The organism is Gordonia sp. IITR100 (assembly GCF_002009645.1).
GTDB lineage: Bacteria > Actinomycetota > Actinomycetes > Mycobacteriales > Mycobacteriaceae > Gordonia > Gordonia hongkongensis.
Genome location: NZ_MVKV01000011.1, coordinates 13,016 through 37,476, shown reverse-complemented (window position 1 = coordinate 37,476; position 24,461 = coordinate 13,016). Strand labels below are relative to the sequence as shown.

Annotated in this window: 23 protein-coding genes; 15 read left to right on the top strand and 8 right to left on the bottom strand. The window is 67.8% G+C overall.

Going from position 1 to position 24,461, the window contains the following annotated elements; genetic code table 11:
* Positions 1–264 precede the first annotated feature (264 nt).
* Together B1818_RS15550 and B1818_RS15545 are read left to right on the top strand one after the other, a co-directional pair.
* On the top strand, positions 265–801 hold the full coding sequence (locus B1818_RS15550) for a hypothetical protein (protein WP_254859708.1): 537 nt from the start codon (positions 265–267) through the stop codon (positions 799–801).
* A gap of 135 nt (positions 802–936) precedes the next feature.
* Positions 937–1,683 carry a hypothetical protein gene (locus B1818_RS15545; RefSeq protein WP_254859716.1) on the top strand — a complete coding sequence of 249 codons (747 nt, stop codon included), beginning with the start codon at positions 937–939 and terminating at the stop codon, positions 1,681–1,683.
* Between the two features lie 173 nt (positions 1,684–1,856).
* Here the strand turns inward: B1818_RS15545 and B1818_RS15540 are convergent, their stop codons facing one another.
* On the bottom strand, positions 1,857–3,692 hold the full coding sequence (locus B1818_RS15540; protein WP_058252213.1) for an acyl-CoA dehydrogenase: 1,836 nt from the start codon (positions 3,690–3,692) through the stop codon (positions 1,857–1,859).
* Between the two features lie 253 nt (positions 3,693–3,945).
* Here B1818_RS15540 and B1818_RS15535 point away from each other — a divergent pair, with 253 nt between their 5' ends.
* Positions 3,946–4,512: a hypothetical protein gene (locus tag B1818_RS15535; protein WP_078113239.1), complete on the top strand. Its 567-nt coding sequence runs from the start codon at positions 3,946–3,948 to the stop codon at positions 4,510–4,512.
* Between the two features lie 8 nt (positions 4,513–4,520).
* Here B1818_RS15535 and B1818_RS15530 read toward each other — a convergent pair whose 3' ends face one another.
* Positions 4,521–5,291 carry a deoxyribonuclease IV gene (locus tag B1818_RS15530; protein ID WP_068971224.1) on the bottom strand — a complete coding sequence of 257 codons (771 nt, stop codon included), beginning with the start codon at positions 5,289–5,291 and terminating at the stop codon, positions 4,521–4,523.
* A gap of 115 nt (positions 5,292–5,406) precedes the next feature.
* Positions 5,407–5,622 (bottom strand): hypothetical protein, encoded by a 216-nt coding sequence (locus tag B1818_RS15525; protein WP_058252309.1) that lies wholly within the window; start codon positions 5,620–5,622, stop codon positions 5,407–5,409.
* A gap of 254 nt (positions 5,623–5,876) precedes the next feature.
* Between B1818_RS15525 and B1818_RS15520 the strand changes: the two genes are divergently transcribed.
* From B1818_RS15520 to B1818_RS15505, 4 genes are all read left to right on the top strand, one after another.
* Complete coding sequence (locus tag B1818_RS15520; protein WP_078113238.1) at positions 5,877–7,148, top strand: phosphatase PAP2 family protein; 1,272 nt, start codon at positions 5,877–5,879, stop codon at positions 7,146–7,148.
* Positions 7,149–7,165: 17 nt separating this feature from the next.
* The gene (locus tag B1818_RS15515) at positions 7,166–7,621 is read left to right on the top strand and encodes a hypothetical protein (RefSeq protein ID WP_058252209.1); all 456 of its coding nucleotides are present in this window, start codon (positions 7,166–7,168) and stop codon (positions 7,619–7,621) included.
* Positions 7,622–7,724: 103 nt separating this feature from the next.
* On the top strand, positions 7,725–8,372 hold the full coding sequence (locus tag B1818_RS15510) for a DUF305 domain-containing protein (RefSeq protein ID WP_078113237.1): 648 nt from the start codon (positions 7,725–7,727) through the stop codon (positions 8,370–8,372).
* 153 nt (positions 8,373–8,525) lie between these two features.
* Positions 8,526–9,035 (top strand): nitroreductase family deazaflavin-dependent oxidoreductase, encoded by a 510-nt coding sequence (locus B1818_RS15505; RefSeq protein WP_078113236.1) that lies wholly within the window; start codon positions 8,526–8,528, stop codon positions 9,033–9,035.
* A 45-nt stretch (positions 9,036–9,080) separates the two neighbouring features.
* On the opposite strand, the gene B1818_RS15500 is transcribed toward B1818_RS15505, so the two are convergent.
* Both B1818_RS15500 and B1818_RS15495 read right to left on the bottom strand, forming a co-directional pair.
* Complete coding sequence (locus B1818_RS15500) at positions 9,081–10,151, bottom strand: DUF4185 domain-containing protein (protein WP_058252206.1); 1,071 nt, start codon at positions 10,149–10,151, stop codon at positions 9,081–9,083.
* Positions 10,152–10,231: 80 nt separating this feature from the next.
* The gene (locus B1818_RS15495) at positions 10,232–11,110 is read right to left on the bottom strand and encodes an acyl-CoA thioesterase domain-containing protein (protein WP_058252205.1); all 879 of its coding nucleotides are present in this window, start codon (positions 11,108–11,110) and stop codon (positions 10,232–10,234) included.
* A 107-nt stretch (positions 11,111–11,217) separates the two neighbouring features.
* Here B1818_RS15495 and B1818_RS15490 point away from each other — a divergent pair, with 107 nt between their 5' ends.
* Entirely contained in the window at positions 11,218–11,805 is a 588-nt protein-coding gene (locus tag B1818_RS15490; RefSeq protein ID WP_078113235.1) for an HdeD family acid-resistance protein, read from the top strand.
* 226 nt (positions 11,806–12,031) lie between these two features.
* On the opposite strand, the gene B1818_RS15485 is transcribed toward B1818_RS15490, so the two are convergent.
* A complete protein-coding gene (locus B1818_RS15485; protein ID WP_078113234.1) occupies positions 12,032–15,898 on the bottom strand; it encodes a Pls/PosA family non-ribosomal peptide synthetase in 3,867 nt (1,288 codons plus the stop codon).
* A 159-nt stretch (positions 15,899–16,057) separates the two neighbouring features.
* On the opposite strand from B1818_RS15485, the gene B1818_RS15480 reads away from it, so the two are divergent.
* The 3 genes from B1818_RS15480 (at position 16,058) to B1818_RS15470 (ending at position 17,798) form a co-directional block, all read left to right on the top strand.
* Positions 16,058–17,032 (top strand): alpha/beta hydrolase, encoded by a 975-nt coding sequence (locus tag B1818_RS15480; RefSeq protein ID WP_078113233.1) that lies wholly within the window; start codon positions 16,058–16,060, stop codon positions 17,030–17,032.
* A gap of 4 nt (positions 17,033–17,036) precedes the next feature.
* On the top strand, positions 17,037–17,444 hold the full coding sequence (locus B1818_RS15475) for a YidH family protein (protein WP_078113232.1): 408 nt from the start codon (positions 17,037–17,039) through the stop codon (positions 17,442–17,444).
* A 72-nt stretch (positions 17,445–17,516) separates the two neighbouring features.
* On the top strand, positions 17,517–17,798 hold the full coding sequence (locus tag B1818_RS15470; RefSeq protein ID WP_078113295.1) for a hypothetical protein: 282 nt from the start codon (positions 17,517–17,519) through the stop codon (positions 17,796–17,798).
* Between the two features lie 232 nt (positions 17,799–18,030).
* Here the strand turns inward: B1818_RS15470 and B1818_RS15465 are convergent, their stop codons facing one another.
* Positions 18,031–19,947: an ABC transporter ATP-binding protein gene (locus tag B1818_RS15465; RefSeq protein WP_078113231.1), complete on the bottom strand. Its 1,917-nt coding sequence runs from the start codon at positions 19,945–19,947 to the stop codon at positions 18,031–18,033.
* Between the two features lie 234 nt (positions 19,948–20,181).
* Between B1818_RS15465 and fgd the strand changes: the two genes are divergently transcribed.
* A complete protein-coding gene (gene fgd, locus B1818_RS15460) occupies positions 20,182–21,192 on the top strand; it encodes a glucose-6-phosphate dehydrogenase (coenzyme-F420) (RefSeq protein WP_065630452.1) in 1,011 nt (336 codons plus the stop codon).
* On the opposite strand, the gene B1818_RS15455 is transcribed toward fgd, so the two are convergent.
* Positions 21,193–22,092, bottom strand: coding sequence for a LysR family transcriptional regulator (locus tag B1818_RS15455; protein WP_078113230.1), 900 nt, complete (start codon positions 22,090–22,092; stop codon positions 21,193–21,195).
* A gap of 96 nt (positions 22,093–22,188) precedes the next feature.
* Between B1818_RS15455 and B1818_RS15450 the strand changes: the two genes are divergently transcribed.
* The 3 genes from B1818_RS15450 to B1818_RS15440 are packed head-to-tail and all read left to right on the top strand — an operon-like array spanning position 22,189 to position 24,460.
* On the top strand, positions 22,189–23,280 hold the full coding sequence (locus B1818_RS15450) for a DMT family transporter (RefSeq protein WP_068972084.1): 1,092 nt from the start codon (positions 22,189–22,191) through the stop codon (positions 23,278–23,280).
* Positions 23,238–23,837, top strand: coding sequence for a hypothetical protein (locus tag B1818_RS15445; protein ID WP_068972079.1), 600 nt, complete (start codon positions 23,238–23,240; stop codon positions 23,835–23,837). The genes B1818_RS15450 and B1818_RS15445 overlap by 43 nt, the downstream gene beginning before the upstream one ends.
* A gap of 17 nt (positions 23,838–23,854) precedes the next feature.
* The gene (locus tag B1818_RS15440; protein WP_065630369.1) at positions 23,855–24,460 is read left to right on the top strand and encodes a TetR/AcrR family transcriptional regulator; all 606 of its coding nucleotides are present in this window, start codon (positions 23,855–23,857) and stop codon (positions 24,458–24,460) included.
* Position 24,461: the final 1 nt, after the last annotated feature.

Sequence of the window (24,461 nt, the reverse complement as noted above, 5' to 3'; positions counted from 1 at the left end):
CCATCGGTCACGGATCGACAGGTGGATACGAAAGTCCGTGATCGGGGGGTTCGGGATAGTGTTCGCGCGTGACCAATTCGCCATATCAGTCGGGGGACCCGCGAGTCGGACCACAACCCCCACCCGGGCACTATCCTCCGCACCCGGGCTTCTATCCGTCGAACCGGCCGTACGCGGCGCCGCGTCCCTACGGCAGTCCGATGAGGCATGTACCCACCAGGCCCGCCGTTCCCGCCGCCGCAGCGGAAGAAGAAGCGCACCTGGTTGTGGGTTTCGCTCGGTGTTGTCGGTCTTGTGGTTTTCGCGGTCGGGGCCTTCGGGTTGAACCGGTTCATGGAGTCACTACCGTCCAGCCCCAGGCTGTTCGACAGCGATGACGTCGCCGTCGGTGAGTGCATCCAGCTGTCACCCAGCGACGGGTACCTCAGCGCGGAGCGAGTGCCCTGTGCAACGAAAGACTTCCACTTCGTGGTGGCGGACAAGGTGGTCAACGAATCGAACTGCGGACCGGAGTACTCGTTGTTCTGGTTTGTGAACGCACGGCCGGGTACAACGGAGGTCCTCTGCGTGGCGCAGGTATATCAACAGGCCCGGTGCTACTACGAGCCGAGCGCGGTCGGTGGGAATGCACTCGGTGAGATTCGAGAGATCGACTGTGGCAGGCCGGTGTTGAAGCCTGGTGCAACCAACTTCCGCGTCGACACGAAGATCTCGCGGGAACCCACCTGTGAGCCTGCCCAAGGGCAGTACTACGTGCCGAAACCGACTCCCACCGGTTACTGCATCACTCTCCTCGACTGAACGGTCCGCTCACCCGTACTGCCGCCCGACCGGCGAACCTCACCTCGACTGATGGACTTCAATCGAAGTCCATCAGTCGAGTCGAGGTTCATCGGTGCCCTGGACGAGGCGGCAGGTGGCGGTAGTCTTCGCGGCGTGACCAACTCGCCATACCAGCCGGGGGACCCGCGATTCGGGCCACAACCGCAACCCGGGCAGTACCCGCCGAACGGCGGGTATCCGCCACCGAATCAGCCCTACGGTGCTCCGCCACCAAATCAGGGGCCTTACGGCGCGCCGCAGCCGTACCCGGGGCCGATGCCGGGCGGGATGTACCCGCCCGGGCCGCCGTTCCCGCCGCCACCGAAGAAGAAGCGCACCGGTCTGTGGGTCGCGCTGGGAATCGTCGGGGTGCTGCTCTTGATCGTGATCGCCGGTGGCGTGGCGCGGGTGCTGGTGTCGTCGGCGCAGGGAGGTGGGGTCACCGACACCAGTGACGTCGACGCCGGCGAGTGCATCGTCGTGACGGCGGAGCCGGAGACCCTCAAGGCCGACGAGGTGTCCTGCGGCGACACCGACTTCCACTACGTCGTCGCGGAGAAGTCCATCACGCAAGGGCTCTGCGGTCCCAACTACTCGCGCTACTGGGTCGCGGGCGAGGAGGGCGCGCTCTGTCTGGCGCCGGTGTACCAGGAGGGTCGTTGTTACTACATCCCGTCCGCGACCGGTGGTACCGCGCTCGCCGACATTCGTGAGATCGACTGTGGGTCGCCGGTTTCCGGCGGAACGAACATCCGCGTGGACACCAAGGCCGCGGGGGAGCCCGAATGTCCCGACTCGGACGGGACCTACTTCGCGGAGAAACCGCGCCCGGTCGGTTACTGCTTCAGCGTGATCGAGTGACGATGCCGCACCGCGGGGTCTGAGCCGCGATGTGCGCCGACTCGACGCAAAGAAGAACTCCCACCGGCGGATTCGCCGGTGGGAGTTCTCGGTTTGGTCGGGCTCAGAAGGCCGCTTCGTCGAGTTCCATGATGTCCCTCGGCGGGCGGCCTTCCGTCTGACTCTGATTTGTCTCAGAAGGCCGCTTCGTCGAGCTCCATAATGTCATTGTCGATGTTCTCGACGGTGACGCGGACCGAGGTGAGCAGCGGGAGCATGTTCTTCGCGAAGAAGCTCGCCACGGCGACCTTGCCTTCGTAGAAGGACTTGTCGGCGTCGGAGGCCCCGTTGTCGAGAGCTGCGAGGGCGACCTCGGCCTGGCGGAGGAGCAGCCAGCCGATGAGCAGGTCGCCGACGGCCATCAGGAAGCGGACCGAACCGAGTCCGACCTTGTACAGCTCGGTCGAGTTCTCCTGTGCCGCCATCAGATCGTTGGTCAGCGAGGCAGCCATCGCCTGCACGTCGTCGAGCGCCGTCTTCAGCAGTGCCCGCTCGGTCTTCAGCCGGCCGTTGCCCGCCTCGGAGTCGATGAAGCTCTGGATCTGCCCGGCGACGTGCGCGAGCGCCTGGCCCTTGTCGCGGATGATCTTGCGGAAGAAGAAATCCTGGGCCTGGATGGCGGTGGTGCCCTCGTACAGCGAGTCGATCTTCGAGTCACGGATGTACTGCTCGATCGGGTAGTCCTGGAGGAATCCCGACCCGCCGAGCGTCTGCAGCGACTCGTGACCGAGGGTGCCGTAGGCGCGCTCGGAGCCGACGCCCTTGACGATCGGGAGCAGCAGATCGTTGACGCGGTGGGCCATCTCGGCATCGGCGCCGGACACGATCTTCGCGGCGGCGGTGTCCTGGTGCGACGCGGTGTAGAGGTAGATCGCGCGCAGACCTTCGGCGTAGGCCTTCTGTGTCATCAGCGAACGACGCACATCGGGGTGGTGGGTGATCGACACGCGCGGTGCGGACTTGTCGGTCATCTGGGTCATGTCCGCACCCTGGATACGCTCCTTGGCGTACTCGAGCGCGTTCAGGTAACCGGTCGACAGGGTCGAGATGGCCTTGGTGCCCACCATCATTCGCGCGTGCTCGATGACCTCGAACATCTGCGCGATGCCCTTGTGGACGTCGCCGACGAGCCAGCCCTTGGCGGGGGTGCCGTGCTGTCCGAAGGTGACCTCACAGGTGGCGGACGCCTTGATGCCCATCTTGTGCTCGACGTTGGTGACGAAGACGCCGTTGCGCTCGCCGAGTTCGCCGGTCTCGAAGTCGAAGTGGTACTTGGGTACGAAGAACAGCGACAGACCCTTGGTGCCCGGGCCGGCGCCTTCGGGGCGGGCGAGCACCAGGTGGAAGATGTTCTCGGTCATGTCCTGATCGGCCGAGGTGATGAATCGCTTCACACCGTCGATGTGCCAGGAACCGTCTTCCTGCTGCACGGCCTTGGTGCGTCCGGCGCCCACGTCGGAACCGGCGTCGGGCTCGGTCAGCACCATGGTGGCGCCCCAGCCGCGCTCGGAGCAGATGGCGGCCCACTTCTTCTGCTCGTCGGTGCCGTTGTTGTAGAAGATGTTCGCGAAGCCTGCGCCGGCGGCGTACATGAACACGGGCGGGTTGGCGCCGAGGATCATCTCGCCGATGGCCCAGTACAGCGAGCGCGGGGCCGGCAGGCCGCCGAGCTCCTCGGCGATGCCGATCTTGTCCCAGCCGCCCTCGACCAGGGCGTTGTACGACTTCTTGAACGACTCGGGGATCGTGACGGTGTGCTCGTCGGGGTCGAAGACCGGGGGATTGCGGTCGGCGTCGACGAAGGACTCGGCGATCGGGCCCTCGGCCAGCGCACGGACCTCGCGCAGCATGTCGACGGCTGTCTCGTGGTCGAGGTCCCCGAAGTCGCCGGACTCCAGTACCTTGTCGAGCTCGAACAGTTCGAAGAGATTGAACTGCAGGTCGCGCATGTTGCTCTTGTAATGGCCCATGGTTGTTCCTTGTCTGGTGTGGCCGTCTGCGATGGCGTCCTCGACCCGGTCCGATCGCTCGCGGTTGTGCGCGTACCGGCCGGATGAGGGGGCTGTTCGGTCTGAGCTATGTTACTCGCCGGTAACCCTAGAGTAGCCGCATATCCCCGCCGGATCAATCAGAAGATGTGTGATCTGCGCCGGTTGGCGCACCCGGAGCGCCGAGAAATCCGCAACGCCGGCGCAGGAACCGCGAGTACGTTCCAATGAAAGGATGCGCAGACTGGTGATCGGACCCGCACGTGTCAGTGCGACAGGTTTCGTGAGCGTCGTGATCTCGATCGTCGCCCTGGCCGCCGGACTTCTGGTGGCTGTCGCCCCGGCAGACGCCGCGGCGACGCCCTCGTGGGACGGCGTGTATTCGTTGAAGCGGTTCGCCGCCTCGAAGACCGGAACGAGCCTGGCGGCCCGGCAGGCGGAGCCGGACTTCTCCGACGACTACACCTTCAGGACATCGTGCGACGGCGGTACGTGCGTGGCGACGGTGATCGACGGGCCGAAACCCGCGAATTCGACGCTGCCGCAGCCGCCGCGCTACACCTGGGAGGCAGGATCCTGGGTGCATCGCTATGACTGGGAATGGGACTGCTGGCAGGGCGCGGGTGTGCCGAAGGTGTGGCGCCCGGCGACGTCGATCGCGACCTACACCCCGCAGGGCGACGGCACGCTGAAGGGCGTGTGGCGGACCACGATCGACGGCGGGCCCTGCGACGGGACGGTCGTCATGAACGTCGCCGCATACCCGGTGACTCCGCCGGCGCCCGCCTGGAATCTGTCGTGATCGACGTCTTATAGCGCCGAGCGCAGGTACTCGAGATCATCGGGGATGCCGTCGCCGGGCGTCTCCAGGATGACCGGTGCGCCCGCCGCCTCGGCGACGGCGACGAGCACCTCGGGGTCGATGTGGCCCGACGCGAGGTTGGCGTGACGGTCGCGGCCCGAGTCGAACTCGTCGCGAGAGTTGTTGAGGTGCACGAGATCGATCCGGCCGGTGATCTGACGGACGCGCTCGACGAGTCCGACGAGATCCTCGCCGCCGGCCCAGGCGTGGCACGTGTCGAGGCAGAAGCCGGCCTGGTCGAAGTCGCCGACCGCCTCCCACAGACGGTCGATGGACTCGAGCGTGCGTGCCATCGCGTGGTCGCCGCCCGCGGTGTTCTCGATGAGGATCGGGACGCCGAAACCGCCCTTGTCGGCCTGGCGGTCGAACAGCTTGCGCCAGTTCGCGAATCCCTCGGCGCTGTCCTCCCCGTCGCGCAAATGTCCGCCGTGCACGACGAGACCGAAGGCGCCGAGTTCGGCGGCGGCCGCGGCCTGCTGCTCGACGGCCTTGCGCGACGGCATCCGCAGCCGGTTGTTCAGACTGGCGACGTTGATCTGGTAGCTCGAGTGCACGACGACGTCGATGTCGGACTCACGGAACTCCGCCGCGCGCGGGTTCGGCTGCGGCTTCTTCCAGCTCTGAGGATCCGTGACGAACATCTGGAAGACATCGATCCCGAGCTCGGCCGCAGTGGCCAAGGGGTCGGCGTCCTCGCGAAGATGGGCTCCGATGCGCATGCGACAACGATAGTGGCCCGCCCTGACACGCGGACGCGCCCGTCGTCATGGATCACGGGGACACGCCGGGGCGGTCACCTGCTTCGTCCAACCGGCTCTCCGCGGCGACGGGAGATCAGTCGCCCAGACAGGGCTCGGTCTCGATGGTGATCGGGACCCCGGGTGCGATGAGGAGTCGACACGGTGCCGCGCTGTCGTGATAGAGGTTCAGCCACTCGTGACCGCGGGTTCCGTCGGCGTACACCGCGTCGAGGGTGCGGTTGAGACGGGCCTCCGCCTCCTTGTTGATGATGTAGCGCTGGTCGCCGTAGCGCAGGTAGCGATTGGGCACCGAGACCTCCTTCAAGGGATCGACGCCCTCCAGTGTGATCCACAACACCCTGATCGGCGAGGTGTCCGGCGAAAACCGCTGGCGGAGACCGTTCGCCCTGGGTCGCGGCGCCGGAAATGCTCAAATCCGACATGCCTGGCCGTCGGCTTGGCTCGCGAACAACAGATGGCCATTACACTGACGGCAGTTTAAGTGGGTGGTTGCCCTGCGGGGTGTGACGGGCGGGGTTGTGTCGGGTGAGTGTCGACGAGACGGTGGGCGTCCCGCAGCCGGGCAGACCCTCCAAGCGCGACGAGCGCGAGAGCGCCGAGGCGACCACCTCCGACACCAAGGACTCCGTGGTGGTCACCGGTCGTGAGGACACCGACCGCGACGACACCGGGCGCGCGGGTGTGGAACCGATCCTCGACGACCTGGCCGCCGCCGCCGAGATGGAAGCCGATCCCGAGAGCCGTCGCGATCTGACGATGGTCCGGCGCATCGCGATCGGCGCCTGGATCGTGCTGATGGCGGTGCACGTCGCCCTCTACGGTCTGGCCTTCGACCGCACGCGCCTGATCATCCTGATGTGTCTGGGACTCGCGGCTGCCTGTATCGGCCGGCGCAAGTTCATCACGATCCTCATCGACTGGGCGCCGTTCGCGCTGATCCTGATCCTCTACGACTGGACCCGGGACGTCGCGCGCATCGTCGACATGCCCACCCACTGGCATCTGGCGATCGATTTCGATGCTTGGCTGACCGGCGGGGTCAATCCCACGGCATGGCTGCAGGAGCACCTCAAGCAGGCGAGTCCGCCCTGGTGGGAGGTCATCGTCAGCATCGTCTACATGTCGTACTTCATCATCCCGTACGCGGTCGCGGCCGTGTTGTGGCTGAAGGACCGCGCCGCCTGGCGACGCTACGCGGCGTGTTTCGTGGCGACGACCTTCCTCGCCCTGGTCGGTTACACCCTCGTCCCGGGCGCCCCGCCGTGGGCCGCCGCGCGATGCACCGCGGCCGAGGTCCAGGACTTCCCGCGTGACCCGATCTGCATGTACTCGCCCGAGGCCGAGGAGCCCGGCGGTCTGCTCGGGACGCTGGACAACGAGTATCCGGACGCCAACCCCTACGTCGAACGGATCTCGGCTCGCGGCTGGGGGTACCTCAACATCCATGCGGCGTCGAACCTCGTCGAGGTCGGGCAGGGCAAGTCCAACCTGGTGGCCGCGATCCCGTCGCTGCACGCGGGTCTGACGATGCTCCTCGCGCTCTTCATGTGGCCGCGGGTGAAGGCGCTCGGCAAGACACTGTTCATGGGCTACGCCCTCGCGATGGCGTTCGCCCTGGTGTACACCGCCGAGCACTACATCTTCGACATCGTGCTCGGGTGGCTGCTGGCCGCCGCGGTGGTCGCGACCTACCAGATCATCGATCGCAAGATCTTGATCCCACGACAACGACGCCGAGCCGCCGAGGATGCAGCGTCGGAGTCGGGAGACGATCGGCGTCCCGATGACGCCAGGGCGTCGACGACGGCATCCTGACCTCGTAACCTGGCACCGTGAGCCGCCGCCGCAGAACCGGTCGTGGCGCCGTCGTACGGCGCCGCGCACTCGTTCTCGTGCTCGCTCTCGCCGTGATGCTGATGCACACGGTGGTGTCGGGTCATGGCGGGCCTTCCGGTGGCGGCGCCGGGAGCGGAGCGAGCGGGCCGGAATTACACGGCGAGAGCGGGATGTCCCACCATGCGGAGCATTCGGCGCTCACGGCATCGTCGACGATGACGTCAGCCCCGAAGATGACCGGAACCGACGACTGCGGTGAGCACTCGCACGACTGCGTGTTCATCCGTGCGGCGGGCGTCGATCTTCCGGCCGTGGTTCTCGTTCTCCTGCTCTGGTCGCTTGCGGCGTTTCCGCGGATCGTCGACACCGCTCGCCGTCGGACGACGATCCTGGGTCGTCCGCCGCCGTGGGCCATGTACTCCCATCTGCAACTACAGGTGATCCGCTGCTGAGCTGACCTCCGCGGACCGCTCGGTCCGTCGTGTCGTCATCTCTCCTCCCTCTCGGCCGGCGTCGCGCCCGCCGGGAACTCCGACAGCAGCAAGGAATGCACTCATGTACGTACACAACACATCTCGGCGCCGTATCCGGACGGCGGCAGGGATCGGCCTGGCCGCGGCGGCACTCATCGCAGTCGCCGGTTGCTCGCCCGACGAAACAGCGAGCGACGCCACCTCCGCCAACACCTCGGCATCGGTGGCGACGCAAGCTCCGGCGTCGGCCACTCACAACGAGGCCGACGTCGAGTTCACCTCGACGATGATCGGACACCATGACCAGGCCGTGGAGATGGCCGAACTCGTCGAGGGCCGGACGGACAATGCGGAACTGATCGCCCTCGCGTCGACGATCGAGAAGGCCCAGGACGCCGAGATCGAGCAGATGGAGAACCGTCTGCAGAGCTGGGGCGTCAGTACCGACGGCCTCGACGACGGCCACGAGAACATGGGCCACGGTGGTCACTCCGCGATGCCGGGCATGCTCAGCCCGGACCAGATGGCCGCCTTGCGGGACGCACGCGGTCCCGAGTTCGACCGGCTCTGGCTCGAGGGCATGATCCGGCACCACGAGGGCGCCATCGCGATGGCCGATGCTGTACTCGCCGACGGCGTCGACTCCGCGACGAAAACCCTTGCCCTAGAGGTCAAGCGGACCCAGCAGGCCGAGATCGACCAGATGAAGGGCATGCTCGGCCAGAGCTGAGCACCAACAGACGCGCCGGGGCGGTTGGGTCCGGAAACGGACGTCAACCGCCCCGACGTGTCGGCGGGTCACCTACCGACAGGCGCAGGACGAGTTTCGTAGCGATTTTGAGTTAGGACCGTAACTGTCCTAACTCGACGACACACTCGGATCATGAGTGAAACCGAATCGACAGCAGGACAGCCCGATCAGACCAATATCACCGACTACGACGATCCGAACGCGCCGTGGAACCAGGCGTGGGATCAAGAGGGTGGCATCGCCAACTGGAACGATGATGTGATCAAGGAGTTTCGGGAGAACGCGGGCAAGGTGGGCGGCGCTTACGGTGGCGCGGACCTCATCCTGCTCACCACCACCGGGGCCAAGAGCGGGAAGCCGCACACGGTTCCACTGGGGCCCTGTTACCGCGACGACATCATGTACGTGAGCTCGTTCATCGACGACAAGTACCCGGCATGGTGGTACAACATCAAGGCGAATCCACAGGTCAGGATCGAGTTCCGAAACAAGACGCACGAGGGGACCGGCAAGGTGCTCGAAGGCGAGGACTACGACGAGTTCGCAGCCTGGGTGCTGGCCAACAACCCACTGCTGGCGGACTTCCAGTCCAAGGTCGATCGCCCCATCCCGCTGGTCGTGCTCACCATCGCCGCCAGTTGATCATCGGCAGCCTCGGGGCAACCGCCCCGATGGCAGTGGTCGAGATCAGCCGCGCCGCAGCGGCAGACGCATGAGGTACACCTGATAGCCGATGGAGACCGAGTAGGTGAAGTAGAGGGTGCTGCCCTTCGACCACGGGTGGATGTACGGCGCGTAACCCGTGTACGGGTCCACCGAGGGTGCGACGATCTCACCGGAAGTCCATGGGCCCCAAGGGTTGTCGGCGGTGCGCAGCGTCACGCCGACGTCCTGGCTCGCCAGCGAGATGTACTTGCCCAGATAGTCGTTCCACTGGACCGACATCTCGCCCGTCGGGGCGCCCATCACCGGGGTGGCTGCGTCGGGGTTGTTCGGAACCCAACGGCCGTACGAGAAGTACTGCCACTTGCCGAGATTCTCGATGTCCTTCTCGTCGACGCGCGCGAGGTAGACACCGCCCCAGCGGCCGTCGGGTGTGCCGTAGTAGTAGACGGTCTTGCCGACCTTCAGGAAGGCGCCCATCTGGAACTTCTTGTTGCCGCCGCCATTGGGGCGGAACGCACCGACCGAGCGCCAGTTCTCGCCGTTGTCGGTGGAGGAGACGAGGCCCGCCCAGTTGGTGGTCCAGATGCCGGGCGAATCCCACCGTTTGACCGACATCACGGTCATGTACTGCTTGCCGTTGGCAGCCACGCCGGCGGTCGGGATGATCGTGATCTCGCGGCGGACGTTCGGCTTGAGCAGGCGCTTGGCATGACCCGGCCGGCCGGCGTGCGAGGTGAACGTCATGCCGTCGGCCAGATGGCGGTCCGTGCTGCGCAGCAGGACGTTGGACCGCCAGTAGTAGAGCTCGCCGTACAGGAGGGACCACCCGTTGAACGACTGGGTGTCACCGAACGCCGTGAGGATCTCACCTCGGCCGTTGTCCCACATGACACCGAGATCGGTACCGACGATGTTGAACCGTCCGATGGTGTCGTTCATCGCGAACGGCCCCGTCAATCGGTTGACGATGGTCGCCGGACCGTTGGCGTAGCGGGCGGCGTGGGCGGGTGAGGCGGCCAGGGTCGTCGTCAGGGCCAGAGCGAGCAAAGTGACGACAAGACCCAGGAAAAGCCGTGCGAGGCGCCGTGTCATGGCCGTGACCTTATCAAGACCTGAGAGATATGTGTGAGGTCCGCTACGGTGCCCGACCACCGCGAACGGTCGTGTCGAACTCAGGCTTCGCGATAGCGCTCCGAGGTGTCCACGGTGGTGAAGTCGATCTGCGCGGCGGCGTTGTTCACCGCGGTCACGAGCGCGGTCCCGAACATGCCGTCGGCGTCGTAGAGTCCGGCGTTGCTGACCGAGACGCCGTCGTCCTCGATGTGGACGTCGGCCTCGACCCCGACCCGCTCACCCGACGGCAGACGGCTCAGGGCGACGGTCAGATCGCAGTTGATGAATCCGATGCCGGTGGTGCCCCAGTTCGACACCAGGCTGGCGGATTCGGCGCTGACGACCGCCCGCTGGAACGGGGTGAGCTTCTCGCCGGCCACAATGGGCGCGGCCCGCGACCACATCCGTTTGCGGTGCCCGTTCTGGTGATTGCCCATGTCGCGCTCCCATTCACCGACGGTGTCGTCCGCGGCATCGGAGGCGAACCGGGGGGACAGGTCGTCATCGGAGGCGATCTCGGGTGGGTGGAAGGTGACCGCGTCCGCGGGGCGATGCCACCGCTGCCCGGGCGGGTTGGTCGAGGTGCGCAGGAACACCGTCGTGCCGCGCGCGACGAGCACCTCATCCGCACCTTCGGGGTGTTGGAGCACGTCGACGTCGACGACCCGGATTCGTCCGCCCGATCGGACGATTCGGACCCGGGTGGAGGTGACGATGTCGCGCGCGGCCTTGAAGAGGTCGATGGTGCACCGGGCGGGTACGTATTCATCATCACCGAACTCGGTCTCGACCGCCCGCGCGGCGAGGCCGCACACCGCCGGACCGTTCAGGGTGCCGGGCGCCCACAGGCTGGCGGCGAAGGGTGTCGGCCGGTATCGGAGACCGGCGTCGGGCCGGCCGGTGTCGGAGATCGGCTCGAAGAACGCGATGTTGGTCATCGTTACTTGTTACCCCGCTGTTCATCTGCGTCGGCGATGCGGTCGGGTTTGTGCCGCTCCTGAGCGAATAGCGCGCCGGATCCTGCTGTGCCGGATAACCTCCCACCATGACTTTCGCCACGGTGTACACCAAACACTTCCCCGACGAACTGGTCGGTGCCGTGCGCACGGCACTCATCATCACGTCGATCGTCGGCATCGTGATCGGGGTCATCGCGATCCTGTGGCCCGGACCGACCATCGTCGTGCTCGCGATCCTGTTCGCCATCTCGCTGATCATCGCCGGCATCTTCCGCATCTACCAGGCCTTCGCGGCGTCGTTCCTCAGTACCGGGGTCCGGGTGATGCTCGGCGTCGTCGGCGCGATCGTGCTGCTGGCCGGGGTGATCGCACTGTTCAGCCCGGGCGACGCGGTCTGGCTGCTCGCGGTGTTCATCGGCATCGGCTGGATCTTCCAGGGAGTCGCCGACCTGTACGCCGCGATCACCAAGTCCGGGCACGCACCCACCTGGTTCCTGATCCTCTCCGGCATCATCGCGATCATCGCGGGCATCGTGATGATGGTGTTGCCCGCGTTCTCGCTCGAGGTGCTGGCCTGGGTCGGCGGCATCATGCTTGTCGCGCTGTCGATCGCCACGCTGCTCACGCTGCCGAAGAAGGTCGAGCAGCCGGCCACCGGGGAGCCCGCGGTCTGAGCCGGAACTACGAAAGAGCCCGGTGCGCCCGGAGTGAGCCCTCTAACTGCTCCCTGAGGAGGCCGGAGCTTGCGAGCGTCACATCTTTGCTCCCTGAGGAGCGAGCTTGCGAGCGTCACGAAGGGTCCTGGTGAGGTGTGTCGCCAACCCTTCGTGGCTCGTCGCTTTCGCTCCTCGCACCTCAGGGAACAGGGGCTGTGACCTGCGGTTGTGCGGTCCCTTCGGATCAGCGTGGCCAGGGAGCGATGGGGTTCCCCTGCCAGCGGGTGTGGGCCGGGACCACGTCGCCGCGCATGACCAGCGATGCCGGTCCGACGGTCGCCGAGTCGCCGAGTCCGGACGCCGGTAGGGCGACGCAGTGCGGGCCGAGGGTCGCGCCCGCCCCGAGCGTGACACGGTCGATGGCCATGACCCGATCGTGGAACAGGTGGGTCTGCACGACGCAGCCGCGCTGCACGGTCGCGCCGTCGCCGAGGGTGACGAGGTCGGCCTCGGGCAGCCAGTAGGTCTCGCACCAGACGCCGCGGCCGATCTTGGCGCCGAGCATCCGCAGCCACAGGTTGAGGATCGGCGTGCCGGTCGCGGCGTTGGCGAACCACGGAGCCGCCACTGTCTCGACGAAGGCGTCGGACAGCTCGTTCCGCCACACGAACGAACTCCACAGCGGATGTTCGCTCACCGTGATGCGGCCGACGACCAGCCATTTCGCCGCCGCCGCGGTGACGCAGGCGATCGCGCCGACGACCAGCAGTAGCAGACCGCTCACCGCTGCCGCGAGCCCGTAGTGCTCATGGACGGCCACGTACTGCAGCGCGAGCAACAGTCCGACGCCGAGCCCGAACGACACCATGACCGGCACCAGGCGCAATGTCTCGATCAGCGAGCGGGCGACCTTGAGCGTCGCCGGCGGGTCGAAGGTGCGTGAGGTGTCGATCTCGGCGGCGGTGCGGCGCAGGCGGACCGGTGGGCTGCCCAGCCAACTCGAGCCCGACTTGGCCCGGTCGGGCGTCGCCGACAGCACGGCCACCAGACCGTTCTTGGGGACCTTGCGCCCGGGGCCGGTCATGCCGGAGTTGCCGAGGAAGGAGCGCTTGCCGATCTTCGCCTCGTCGATGTGCAGCCAGCCGCCACCGAGTTCGTACGACGCGACCATCGTGTCGTCGGCGAGGAAGGCGCCGTCGCCGATGGTGGTGAACCGGGGGAGCACGAGCGCGGTCGAGATCTCGGTTCCCTCACCGACCTTCGCGCCGAGGATGCGGAACCACGTCGGGGTCAGCAGGCTGGCATACAGCGGGAACAGATAGGTGCGGGCCGCGTCGAGTAGGCGTTCAGTGATCCAGACCTGCCAGCCGACGCGGGACCGGACCGGGTGATACCCGGTGTGGAGCCCGATCGAGGCGAGCCGGACCAGGACCGCGGTGATCGCCGCGAACACGAACAAGCTCGTGACGGTGGCCACGGGCAACAGGATCAGCGCCCGGATCCCGACATCGCGCAACCGGTCCGCGGTCAGCGCCCAAGCGCCGATGACGGCCAGGCCCGAGGCCAGCGAGAGCAGGGGGATCGCGGCGAGCCCCAACGACGACAGTCCGTAGATGGGTACCCACCACGTCGCCCGCGGGGGCCGGTGGTCGGGCCAGGGATGCTCGGCCTTGCCGATCTTCACCGCGGGCGACCCGGCCCAGTGCTGCCGGGCCTTGACCCGGCCGAACACCGCCGAACCCGGGGCGACGACCGCGTCACGTCCGACGACCGCACCGGGGGTGAGCGTCGACCGGGCACCGATCGACGCGCCGCGTTTGATGGCGATCTCGCCGATGTGGACGTCGTCGCCGTCGATCCACCATCCGGAGATGTCGACCTCGGGTTCGACGGACGCGCCGTCCCCGACCGTGAGCAGTCCGGTCACCGGGGGGATGGTGTGCAGGTCGACGCCGCGCCCGATCGACGCCCCGAGAGCCCGCGCGAGGTAGATCATCCACGGCGCACCGGACAGGTTGGCGGCACCGCTGGCGTCGAGGAGTCGCTCGGCCACCCAGAGCCGGACGTGGACGCTCCCGCCCCGCGGATGAACGCCCGGAGCGACCCCGGCGAGGAGCACCCGCGCACCGAGCGCCGCGATGCACATGCGACCGGGCGGGGTGATGAAGATCAGGAACGCCGCGAGCAGGACCCACCAGTTGATCTCGACCAGCCACTCGACCGTGCGATCCATCCGGTCGGCGACGAGCAGCGCCACGTTGTTCGCCACACCGAGCCATGTGGCCCACTGCAATCCGGTGAGCGTCGTCAGCGGGATGGTCAGCAGGAGCTGCGCCAGCCCGGCCGAGCGCGGGGTCGGTTCGACGAGGCGTTCATCGATGCTCGACGTCGGGCGGCGGGCGTCGAGCATCTCGGCCATGGACCCGAGGCGCGGACGGTCGTAGAGATCGGCCACCGAGATGTCGGGGTAGCGTTCCCGGACCGCGGTGACGAGCTGGGCCGCGGCCAGTGATCCACCGCCCTCGGCGAAGAAGTCGACGTCCGGGCTGGAGACGGTCATGCCGAGGACGTCGGTCCACAGCTGTGCCAGCCACAGTTCGGTCTCGCTGAGTTCAACGTCGTCATCGACTGGTCTGTCGCTGCCCGGCAGGGGCCAGGGCAGCGCATCACGATCAACCTTCCCCGAAGTGCGCGTGGGCAATTCGTCGACGAGGGCAAGGGTGGGGACCATCGCGGCGGGCAGCTGTCGCCGCAGCTCGGCGTGCGCCTCGGCGACGTCGAAGCCGGGATCGGCCGACACGAGATAGCCGACGAGCAGACTGTTGCCGGCCGCGGACTTGCGGACCGCGGCTGCGGCTCCGCTCACGCCGGGCAGGTTCTGCAGAGCGTTGTCGATCTCGCCGAGTTCGATGCGCCGTCCGCCGACCTTCACCTGGTCGTCGGCGCGGCCCATGAACAACAGGCCGGCGGTGTCCAGGCGCACGAGATCACCACTGCGATAGGCGCGTTCCCAGCCGAGCGTGGGCATCGGTGCGTACTTCTCCGCGTCCTTCGCGGGATCGAGGTAGCGCGCCAGGCCGACGCCGCCGATCACGAGTTCACCGACCTCGCCCTCGGCCACCGGCTGGCCCTGGGCGTCGACGACCGCGAGATCCCAACCGCGCAGCGGCAATCCGATACGGACCGGGCCGTCACCTCCCAGCGGGGCGGCGCACGCGACGACCGTCGCCTCGGTGGGGCCGTAGGTGTTCCACACCTCGCGGCCGGGGACGGCGAGCCGGTCGGCGAGCTCCGGCGGGCAGGCCTCGCCGCCGAAGATCAACAGCCGCACGGCTTCCAGCGCCTCCGGCGGCCACAGGGACGCCAGCGTGGGAACCGTCGACACGATCGTGATGTCGCGCGCCACCAACCACGGCCCGAGGTCCATGCCGCTGCGGACCAGCGAGCGCGGTGCGGGCACCAGGCACGCGCCGTTGCGCCACGCCAGCCACATCTCCTCGCACGAGGCGTCGAACGCGACCGACAGCCCGGCCAGGACACGGTCGTGCGGACCGATCGGGGCGTCCGGCAGGAACATGGCCGCCTCGGCGTCGACGAACGCCGCCGCGTTGCGGTGGGTGACCGCGACGCCCTTCGGCTTGCCGGTGGAACCGGAGGTGAAGATGATCCACGCGTCGTCGTCGGGTGTGGGGCGGGCAGGGGGTTCCGCGGGCGTCGACGCCGATTTCGTCGAACGGGGTCCGTCGGCGTCGACGATGGCGTCGACCTCGGCCTCGCCGAAGACGAGCTCGGCGCGTTCGTCCGGGTCGTCGGCGTCGACCGGCACGTACGCCGCGCCGGCATAGAGGGTCGCCAGGATCGCGACGTACAGGTCCCGCGACCCCGACGGCATCCGGATGCCGACCCGGCTTCCCCGCCCGACGCCGACCTCGCCGAGATGTGCGACCGTGCGGCGGACCACGGCCAGCAACTGGCCGTAGGTGAGGGTCATCTCGCCGTCGTCGATGGCCGCGGCATCCGGGTGTGCACGCGCGGTGGCGGTGAGCACGTCGCAGAGGGTGCGCGGCGGGTCTGCCTGTGCAGACAGGAGGAATTGAGGTGGAATGGGCACCTAGACGGCACCTGCCGGGCGCATCCGCGATCTGGTCACGAGTCCGAGAATATAGCCGACGAAGGTGACCGAACGCCCTCGACACCGTGAACGGCGACCCCGACGAACGGACTGAAACGGACGCTCGCGGGGTGTACGTTCGGGCACAGGAGGAATCTGATGCCCATCGTTCATCACCGTCGGCCGAGCCTGCGGTCGTTCCCCATCTGGTTCGGTGCGCGTGCGCTCCTGAAACCGACCCTGGCGCTGTGGCCGGTCAACAAGCAGGGGCTGGCGGGGCTGTTCCTCATCGACCGCATCTTTGCCGTTGGACCCAAGCCCCGCGGAGTGGTCCGTGAGCAGCTGGTCCTCGCCGGGCAGCCCGCCGAGCTGATCATGCCGGTCGGACCGTCACGCCGGGACGGCGACACCGCGATGCTCTACCTGCACGGCGGCGCCTTCGTGGTCTGCGGGCTCGGCACCCACCGATCGATCGCCGCGCGGATGGCGCGGGCGTGTGAGGTGCCGGTGTTCTCACTCGAGTACCGGCAGCTGCCGAAGGCCGGTGTCGGGACGTCCGTCGTGGACGCGGTCGACGCCTACGCGGAGCTGATCAACGAGCGTGGCTTCCGACGGGTGATCGTCGCCGGTGACTCGGCCGGCGGTTTCCTGGCCGCGAAGGTGGTCGAGGCCGCCACGGCCCGCGGCCTGCCCACACCCACGGCGCTGATCGGGTTCTCGCCGCTCCTCGACATGGACCTGGGGGTCCATCCGGACCGTTCGAGTCGATCCGACGCCTATCTGCCCAAGTCGAAGATGGCCCGGCTGGCGCCCCAATTCGACCAGGGGCCCGTCCAGCTGACCGGTGTGCGCCGCATCGCCGACGCCGATCTCACCTCGTTCCCGCCGACCGTGCTGGTCGCGGCCGAAGGTGAGATGCTCGAGCCCGACGTCATCGACCTCGTCGAGTCGCTCGACGCTGCGGGCGTCACGGCCGTGGCGCACCTCTACGCATGGCAGGTGCACGCCTTCCCGGTGTTGAGCGCCCGCCACCCGGAGACCCTGGACGCGGTCGAGGTGACCGCGGCCTTCGCCGCCGAAGCGATCCGAGAGGGCAAGACCACTGACGAGCGAACGGGCAAACGGGCCGGCTGACGGGGTGAGTACCCCGAACCCGGCGACCCCGGATGCGGTGAACCCGGGGCAGTCGTACGCCGACGAGCTGGAGACCAGACCGCCCGGCGCGGTGGACGCCCGGTTCACGCTCGCCGCGGAGCGCACGCTCCTCGCGTGGGTCCGCACCGCGCTCGGCTTCATCGCGGCCGGTATCGCCGTCGTCTATCTGTCGCCCGACGAGACCACCCCGCTCATCGACATCGTGCTCGGTGTCCTGATGGTCGCGCTGGGCGGCGGACTGGCGGTATTGGGTGCCTGGCGCTGGCGGCGCACGACCACCGCATTGGTCAGCGGCGGCGAGATGCCGGGCCCGAGGCAGGTCATGCTGCTGGTCGCTGCGATAGTGGTGGTGGCCGTCCTCGTCGCTGTTGTCATGGTGATCCAGTCCTGATCTGAACCACCACGACACCGTTCTCTGGGGCTAGCCGAGACAACGCACCGTCCCCGAATGCAGGAGATCATCGTGACCACCGGCCCCGACTTCTCGCGGAGCGCGCAAACGTTCTCGATGACGCTGACCATCGTCGGCGCGACCATACTCATCTTCTGCATCGGCTGGCTGACCGTCGGCTGGTGGCAGGAGGGCCGGTGGTTCTGGGTGGCCATCGGGATCGCCGTGGTGATCGTGAACGTCGTGCTGATCGCCATGCAGCTCCGACGCCGCTTCAGCGAGCGGGTCAAGGACACCGACGATCGCCCCCGCCGCCGCGGCCTGATCGACAACTTCGACGACCTCGACGACTGAACTCCCCCCCGCTTCCTGATCCGAGAGAACGACATATCCATTGCTCCCTGAGGTGCGAGGAGCGCAAGCGACGCCCTCCCTATCCTCCCTGAGGTGCGAGGAGCGCTAGCGACGAGCCACGAAGGGCTTGGCGACGCATCTCACCAGGACCCTTCGTGACGGCCTCCGCAAGCTCCGGCCTCCTCAGGGAGCAATGGTTGGGCGGAGCTTGCGGAGGCCGCGTCACGAAGGGTCACGCCGTCAGCGAATCCGAGTCCTCGGGGTCGTCCTCGGCGAACTGCGTGCGGTAGAGCTCGGCGTAGCGTCCGTTGCGCGCCAGGAGCGTCGGATGATCACCGCGTTCGACGACACGCCCGGCTTCGAGCACGACGATCTCGTCGGCGGCCCGGATCGTCGACAGCCGGTGCGCGATGACGATCGAGGTCCGTCCCTCGAGGGCCTCGCCGAGCGCCGCCTGGACCGCCGCCTCCGACGTCGAGTCGAGATGCGCGGTCGCCTCGTCGAGGATGACCACCGACGGTTGTGCGAGCAACAGGCGGGCGATCGTCATGCGTTGGCGCTCACCGCCGGACAGCCGGTAACCGCGTTCGCCGACGACGGTGTCGAGTCCGTCGGGCAGCGAGCCGACCAGCTCGTCGAGCCGAGCCCGTCGCAGTGCGTCCCAGATCTCGTCATCGGACGTGTTCGGCTGGGCGAGCACGAGATTCGCCCGGATGGTGTCGTGGAAGAGGTGGCCGTCCTGGGTGACGAGACCGACGGTTCGATGGACCGATGCGGTCTGCAGTTTCCGGATGTCGACCCCGGCCAGCTGGATCGAGCCCTCGTCGACGTCGTAGAGGCGGGTCGCGAGACTCGCGATTGTCGACTTGCCGGAACCGGAACTGCCCACGAGAGCCACCATGCTGCCGGCCGGGACATCGAGGTCGACATGGTGCAGGACCGTCGTGCCGGCCCGATTGTCGAGTTGGGCAACCTCTTCCAGCGATGCCAGCGACACCTTGTCCGCCGCCGGATAGGCGAAGGACACGTCGTCGAATCGGACGGACACCGGCACGGGCCGCCCGCTGTCGGTGCCGGGCACCGGGATGGCGTCGGGTGCGTCGGCGATGAGGGGTTGTAGGTCCAGGACCTCGAAGACGCGCTCGAAACTGACCAGGGCGCTCATGATCTCGACCCGTGCGTTCGCCAGGGCCGTGAGCGGCGCGTACATCCGGGTGAGCAACAGGGCCAGTGAGACGACCGCGCCCGCGGACAGATGATCCTGTACCGCAAGCCATCCGCCGAGCCCGTAGACCAGGGCGAGGGCCAGCGCCGACACCAGCATCAGCGTCGTCATGAAGTACGCCTGCAACATCGACCGCCGTACGCCGATGTCGCGGACCCGGTCGGCGCGGTCGGCGAACTCGCGCGACTCGAGATCGGGGCGCCCGAACAGTTTCACCAGCGTGGCGCCGGGGGCGGAGAAGCGCTCGGTCATCTGCGTGGACATGCGGGCGTTGTGCTCGGCGGCCTCGCGGGAGAGCGCGGCCATGCGCCGGCCCATCCGCCGCGCCGGTATCACGAAGACCGGCAGCAGGATCAGCGCCAGCAATGTGATCTGCCAGCTGATCGCGATCATGACGCCCAGCGTCAGGGTGAGGGTGACGATGTTGGACACGACGCCGGACAAGGTGTCGCTGAATGCCCGCTGGGCGCCGATGACGTCGTTGTTGAGCCGGCTCACCAGGGCCCCGGTGCGGGTGCGGGTGAAGAACGCGATCGGCATCCGCTGCACGTGGTCGAAGACAGCTCGCCGTAGGTCGAGAATGAGACCCTCCCCGATGTTCGCCGACAGCCACCGGACCCCGATTCCCGCGGCGGCCTCGGCGACGGCGATCAGCGCGATGGCGACCGCGAGTCCGACGATCATCATCTCCGAGCCGCTCTCGGTGATGAGGTTGACGACGCGACCCGCCAGCAGCGGGGTCACGACGGTCAGCACAGCGGTGAAGACCGACAGCAGGAGGAACCATCCGATCCGGCGTCGGTGCGGTCGGGCGAACCCACCGATACGGCGAAGTGTCACCCGGCGGTCGCCCCGCAATCGCTTGCTGCTGGGCTGGGTGGAGGACTTGTACATCATGTCCCAGGCCACGGACTGCATACTCATGCCGTCCACGGTAGAACTTAAACCCAACTTGAGGTCCAGCGTGTTCGCTGCGGGAGGAATCCCGAGTGCGGATGTGCTGGCCCGCCACCGGCCGGTTGAGGTCCCGTCCGGCTCCCGACGTCGGCGTCTGTCCGCATGCTCTACGTTGGTATGCGAGGTCACACGACGATTGGGCCGACTCCGCAGACCGGCCCGCGCCGGCGGGTGAGGGCCGGTGGCAAAGGAGCGATGGACATGGCAGAACTCAAGCTCGGTTTCAAGGCATCGGCGGAGCAGTTCGATCCGCGCGAGCTGGTGGAGATCGCGGTCGCGGCCGAAGAGCACGGCATGGATTCGGTTGCGGTGAGCGATCACTTCCAGCCCTGGCGGCACAACGGCGGCCACGCCCCGTTCTCGCTGGCCTGGATGGCGGCGGTCGGCGAGCGCACCAAGCGCGTGCAGATCGGCACCTCGGTCATGACCCCGACCTTCCGCTACAACCCCGCGGTCATCGCGCAGGCCTTCGCCACGATGGGCTGCCTCTACCCCGGACGCATCATGCTCGGTGTCGGCACCGGCGAAGCGCTCAACGAGTACGCGACCGGCTTCCAGGGAGAGTGGCCGGAGTTCAAGGAACGCTTCGCGCGCCTGCGCGAGTCCATCAAGCTCATGCGCGAACTGTGGACCGGCGAAGAGGTCAACTTCGACGGCGAGTACTACCACACGCAGGGCGCCTACATGTATGACATTCCCGAGCAACCGATCCCGGTCTACGTCGCCGCCGGCGGGCCGGTGGTCGCACGCTACGCCGGGCGTGCCGGGGACGGCTTCATCTGTACCTCGGGCAAGGGGCCCGAGCTCTACACCGAGAAGCTGCTACCCGCGGTCGCCGAGGGTGCGGCAAAGGCCGAGCGCGATGTCGACACCATCGACAAGATGATCGAGATCAAGATCTCCTACGATCCCGATCCCGAACTGGCGCTGGAGAACACCCGCTTCTGGGCCCCGCTGTCGCTGACCCCGGAGCAGAAGCACAGCGTCAACAGCTCGACCGAGATGGAGCGGCTGGCAGACGAGCTCCCGATCGAACAGGTCGCCAAGCGGTGGATCGTCTCCTCCGACCCCGACGAGGCCGTCGAGAAGGTCAAGTTCTACACCGACGCCGGGCTCAACCACCTCGTCTTCCACGCCCCCGGCCACGACCAGCAGCGGTTCCTGGAGAACTTCGAACGCGACCTCGCACCGCGCCTACGTAAGCTCGGCTGATCACGAAAAACCCTGCGCGACCGCGGCGTCGAGCATCTCGAGCACCCGTTGAACGGGCGGTAGGTCGAGTCCGCTCTGTCGTACCCGGACCCGCACCTCGCGTGCGGGCGTCGGGTCGACGATGGGAACTGCCGTGACGCCGGGCGGCAGGTCGACGAGCGCGAGCCGGGGGACGACGGTGAGTCCGACCCCGGCCGCGACGAACCGTATCGCGGTCGGGTAGTCCTGGGTCTCGACACTGAAGTCGGGTACGAAACCGACCGACGTACATGCGTCGAGCACTGCCTGCCGGCAGGGGCCCCGCGCCACGTCGTTGTCGACCCACGGCACCTGGGAGAGTTCGCGCAGGGTCACCGACTCCAGAGCCGCCCATGCTGAATCCACGGGTACGACAGCGGAATACGGGTCGGTGGTCAGCCGGCGTCCGACGAACCCGGCCACGTCCGCGGACGGGCGTTGACTGTCCTCGACATAGATCTCGATGTCGGGCGCCGCCGACGACGGGCCCATCAGCTCGATGAGGCGGAGATCCAGTCGCAATCCGGGGAACTCGCGCGAGATGGTGGCGACGATCGGCGGGATCCAGGTGGCGCCCGCCGAGGCGAAGTAGTTGATGCGCAGCTGACCGAGCCGGCCGTCGCGCAGCTCCGAGATCAGACCGTCGATACGGGCGATCTGCTCGAAGACGGTGTCGGACTCGCGGGCCAGGATGGTGCCGGCCTCGGTGGGCACGATGCCGCGACCGTCTCGCTCCACCAGCGACAACCCGGTCTCGCGCTGCAGGGTGGCGATGTGCTGGCTGACCGCTGACGGCGTGTATCCGAGCGAGGCCGCGGCTCCGCCGATGGACTGTTCGCCGATGACCGAGCGCAGAACCCGAAGGCGGTGGATGTCGACCATGGGGCGACGATACCGCGGCAACTGTGCAGCGGCGCTGAAATGTTCGGAACAAGTATTCACTTGTCCTGAAGTGCCGGATGAGTGAATCTGGAACACATGTCCTCGCGCCCGACACCGGCATCGGCTGGGTCCGCCACCGCTTCCCTGCCGGCTCTGGCCGCCATCGTCACCGTCGTGCTGTGGGCGTCGGCGTTCATCGGCATCCGCGCGCTCGGTGACACGTTCTCACCGGGTTCCATGGCGTTCCTGCGGTTGCTGGCTGCGGTGATCCCGCTGACGCTCATCGTGATGGTGGTACGTCTTCGCGCACGGACAACCGGGGCGTCGGCCCGTCCGCTGCTACCGCGCGGCCGTGCGCTCGCCCTGGTGACGGCGTACGGGGTCGCTTGGTTCGCGGGCTACACCGTTCTGCTGAACTGGGCCGAACGCCACCTCGACGCCGGGACCGCGGCGCTGCTGGTGAACCTGGCACCGATCCTCGTGGCCGTCGCCGCGGGACTCTTTCTCGGAGAAGGGTTCCCGCGTCACCTCGTGATCGGTATGACGATCGCCTTCGCCGGTGTGGTGCTGATCGCCGCCGGCGGGTCCGCCACCGCGGACGCGCACGCCGACTGGCTCGGCATCGTGCTCGGGGTCGCCGCGGCGGTTCTCTACGCGACCGGTGTGCTGATCCAAAAATCGGCCCTACGCAGCGTCGACGCGCTGACCGCGACCTGGCTCGGTGCGGTCGCCGGTCTCGTGGCCACCGCGCCCTTCGCCCCCGTCGCCGTAACCGAGCTGTCCGGCGCCGAGTCGGGGGCGATCTGGGCGGTGATCTACCTCGGGGTCGGGCCGACCGCGATCGCGTTCTCCACGTGGGCCTATGCGCTGGCCCGCACCGACGCGAGTGCGATGGCGGCCACCACCCTCGTGGTCCCCGCGATCGTCATCGTCCTGTCGTGGGCGCTGCTCGACGAGTTGCCCACCGGCGTCGGCATCGTCGGGGGACTCCTTTGTCTCGGTGGGGTCGCCATCGCCCGGCGGTTGCTGCCGATGAGGCCGCGTACGGGCCGGTCGGCGCGTAGCCTGGACGTGTCGTCGCCGACGATGACGCCCTCCGATATACGACGCGTTTCCGGCACGACCGCAACCGAGGAGACATCGCCATGCGCAAGTTCGTCGCCGGCCTCGCCATCGGCGGATCGCTGACTTTCGCCACGGCGACAACGCTTCTGGCTGTCGACTCGGAGTCGCCCGCGGCGTCGCCCAGTGTGAACTGCGGACCGCTCACCGGTTCCGGACCGATCCCCGGGTGTTCGTACCGCGTCGACGGGACCCGGTTGCAGATCGGTCTCTACAACAATGCGACGCGCAATCCGGCGGTGGAATGCACCCTCACACCGAGCGGCGCGGTCCACCCCACCGCCGCCACCACGATGGGGCCGGGGTCGCGTGGGGCCCTCACGGCGTCGGTGTATCCGAATGTGCCGAGGACCTTCGTCGTCCATTGCCTCGGCGGCGGTGCGGGCGCCGACCGCGTGGACCGGCAGACCACGATCACCGCGCGCGCCGAGACGCCGGAGCCGGCGCGGACGACGCCTTCGGTCCGCCGTACGTCACCGGCGCCTGTCCCGTCGGCGCCCTCGACGTCATCCGAACCGGATGATTCCGCCGGGATCACCACGACACCTCCGACCACCGAGGACGCCGCACCGGAGCGCGCCGTGATCACGACGACCACCACGACGGTTCCCGCCGCATCCTGATTCGCTACGGTTTTCGCATGGATCGTGACCGCATGGTGGATGTCGGAGTCGGGCTGGTGTCCCGGTTCGGGGCCAAGACGCTGAGTCTGACGTCGGTGGCCCGGCACGCCGGGGTGGCGCGGGCGACCGCCTACCGGATGTTCGGCGGCCGCGAAGCGCTGGTCACGGCCATCGTGGAACGCGAGGTGTCGCTGCTGCGGGTCAAGTTGATCGAATGGTCGGCGACCGCGCCCGACGCCGCGGGCAAGATCCACGCGCAGGTGGTGAACGTGCTGCCCTACATCCGCAACCACGACGCGTTGCAGTACGTGCTGCGCAAGGAGCCGGAGGAAGTGGTCCGCGCGCTCGTCGCCACCAACGATTCGGCCGGGCCCACGCTCATCCATCAGATCGTGTCGGAGGCCCTGCCCGATCTGGAACCCGAGATCGGGGACCAGCTGTTCCCCACCCCGCGGGGGGCCGCGGAGTTCCTCGTGCGCACCATCTACTCCCTCATGCTCATCCCCGACAGCTTCCTGAGTGACGAGCAGATCGCCGAACTGGTCGTGCGGGCGATCGTCCGAGACGACACCGAGAGCGGTGGCGCGCCGACGGGCGGCAACCGGCCGGGCCCGGTCCGATGAC

Excerpts from the sequence above, each read along its gene's own strand:
- B1818_RS15540 (WP_058252213.1), bottom strand. The coding sequence starts at position 3,692 with ATGGGCCATTACAAGAGCAACATGCGCGACCTGCAGTTCAATCTCTTC.
- B1818_RS15535 (WP_078113239.1), top strand. The coding sequence starts at position 3,946 with ATGCGCAGACTGGTGATCGGACCCGCACGTGTCAGTGCGACAGGTTTC.
- B1818_RS15530 (WP_068971224.1), bottom strand. The coding sequence starts at position 5,291 with ATGCGCATCGGAGCCCATCTTCGCGAGGACGCCGACCCCTTGGCCACT.
- B1818_RS15510 (WP_078113237.1), top strand. The coding sequence starts at position 7,725 with ATGTACGTACACAACACATCTCGGCGCCGTATCCGGACGGCGGCAGGG.
- B1818_RS15505 (WP_078113236.1), top strand. The coding sequence starts at position 8,526 with ATGAGTGAAACCGAATCGACAGCAGGACAGCCCGATCAGACCAATATC.
- B1818_RS15500 (WP_058252206.1), bottom strand. The coding sequence starts at position 10,151 with ATGACACGGCGCCTCGCACGGCTTTTCCTGGGTCTTGTCGTCACTTTG.
- B1818_RS15495 (WP_058252205.1), bottom strand. The coding sequence starts at position 11,110 with ATGACCAACATCGCGTTCTTCGAGCCGATCTCCGACACCGGCCGGCCC.
- B1818_RS15490 (WP_078113235.1), top strand. The coding sequence starts at position 11,218 with ATGACTTTCGCCACGGTGTACACCAAACACTTCCCCGACGAACTGGTC.
- B1818_RS15480 (WP_078113233.1), top strand. The coding sequence starts at position 16,058 with ATGCCCATCGTTCATCACCGTCGGCCGAGCCTGCGGTCGTTCCCCATC.
- B1818_RS15465 (WP_078113231.1), bottom strand. The coding sequence starts at position 19,947 with ATGAGTATGCAGTCCGTGGCCTGGGACATGATGTACAAGTCCTCCACC.
- fgd (WP_065630452.1), top strand. The coding sequence starts at position 20,182 with ATGGCAGAACTCAAGCTCGGTTTCAAGGCATCGGCGGAGCAGTTCGAT.
- B1818_RS15455 (WP_078113230.1), bottom strand. The coding sequence starts at position 22,092 with ATGGTCGACATCCACCGCCTTCGGGTTCTGCGCTCGGTCATCGGCGAA.
- B1818_RS15450 (WP_068972084.1), top strand. The coding sequence starts at position 22,189 with ATGTCCTCGCGCCCGACACCGGCATCGGCTGGGTCCGCCACCGCTTCC.
- B1818_RS15445 (WP_068972079.1), top strand. The coding sequence starts at position 23,238 with ATGCGCAAGTTCGTCGCCGGCCTCGCCATCGGCGGATCGCTGACTTTC.
- B1818_RS15440 (WP_065630369.1), top strand. The coding sequence starts at position 23,855 with ATGGATCGTGACCGCATGGTGGATGTCGGAGTCGGGCTGGTGTCCCGG.